The sequence below is a fragment of the Spiroplasma sp. Moj genome, assembly GCF_016082285.1.
In the GTDB taxonomy this organism is placed as follows: Bacteria; Bacillota_I; Bacilli_A; order Mycoplasmatales; family Mycoplasmataceae; genus Spiroplasma; species Spiroplasma phoeniceum.
The window spans coordinates 1-1,566 of sequence record NZ_MQTY02000151.1 but is presented as its reverse complement, the minus strand read 5'-3'; the positions used below and the strand labels follow the sequence as shown (position 1 = coordinate 1,566).

Genomic DNA, 1,566 nt, shown 5'->3' with positions numbered 1-1,566 from the left:
TTTAAATAAAAAAGTCATTTTTCGTTGTAGGAAAATATTAAATTTTTAAATAAAAAACATAATTAATTAAAATTATAATTTGCTATTAGTATCTTTTTAAAAATATTTACAATTATTTTAATAGGTTATGCAAGAAGTCTATTAATTATTATTATAAAGTTTTTTTAATGCATATGCAACTGGTGGAAAAATAGCAACCGCTAACAACATTTCTGGTAAATAATTCGTTGCTAAAATAATTCAAGTAAAAGTGTGAAAAAAGCGTTGTTGATCTGGGTCAGTATAAATTAAAGGACCAATAAAATACATAAAAACTAAAACAAAAATAGTATTTAACGTAGCTACAGTAAAAGCAATAATAATATTATAAATTTTTAAATAATGTCGTTGGTATCAAGTCAATTCTGTAATTTGATTAGTATAAATTTTTGTTTCAATTTTAACCGAAGTTTTTGTTAAAAAATAAGCTAAAATACCAACACAAAGTCCCATTAAAACCCGTGGCACAACAGAAAACAATGGATTAAAAAAAATAAAACTAGTTGGACCTAATGAAATTAATGTTTGAATTAATGAGGATAAACCAAAAATAAGACCATAAATTAAACCTGCTCAAATTAAATTTAAATTCATTGTAATATATAAAGCATACATTCCTATTAAAAATAAAATATGCATTAAGGTTAAACTAACTGGACCAATCGTAATATATCCTAATGATGGAACTAAAGCAAACAATAAAAAAATTGCAATAATAATACTATTAATTGTAATCATTCTTGTCGTTACTTTTTTCATTTATTCCTCCAATGATAACTAAATCATTTAATTGTCTATTAGTCCTTTATGTCTCATTTTCATGTTGCTAATTTTTTCTGATCAGCAATCGCAATATATGGCAAATTACGTAAACGTTCTTGATAATCTAAACCAAAGCCAATTAAAAAAGCAGGTGGAACATCAAATCCATATCAATCAGCAGCTAAATCTACTTTCCGACCAGCTTTTTTATCTAATAAAGTAACAACTTTCACACTACGTGCTCCTTTTAGATATAAATAGTCTTTAATCATTTTAATTGTTTTACCACTATCAATAATATCTTCGACTAATAAAATGTCGCGATTTGTTATTGGCATTGGTAAATCAAATAAAATTTGGGGGGTATCTTTACTCTTAATACCACCAAAATAAGATGAAACAACCATATATTCCGTTTCACATTCAATACCAACTAAATGAGAAATAAATTTTGCCATAAAAGGAATACATCCTTTTAATAATCCTAAGCATAAAATCGTATTATCTTTTGCTGGATATTCATTAAGATAATAATGACTAATTTGTTGCCCTAATTCAAAACATTTTTCATCAATTTCTTCAGTAGTAATTAAAATTTCTTTTACAAGGGGATGTATCTTCATTTTTCTGCCTCACTAAATATTAATAATTTATTTTAATAATATAATTATAGTATATTATAATACAATTAATGTTTAATTAAAAGATACTTAATCTTAAAAAAATGTGAAAACCATATACATTTTAGACCACTGATTTAGTCTT

The 1,566-nt window shown here is 24.5% G+C and carries 2 protein-coding genes; both read right to left on the bottom strand.

What is annotated here, in order from left to right; translation table 4 throughout:
* Nucleotides 1-141: 141 nt before the first annotated feature.
* Nucleotides 142-798, bottom strand: a complete 657-nt coding sequence (locus tag BST80_RS05215; protein WP_415746275.1) for an ECF transporter S component — start codon at nt 796-798, stop codon at nt 142-144.
* Between the two features lie 38 nt (nt 799-836).
* The gene (gene hpt / locus BST80_RS05210; protein ID WP_415746274.1) at nt 837-1,424 is read right to left on the bottom strand and encodes a hypoxanthine phosphoribosyltransferase; all 588 of its coding nucleotides are present in this window, start codon (nt 1,422-1,424) and stop codon (nt 837-839) included.
* Nucleotides 1,425-1,566 lie beyond the last annotated feature (142 nt).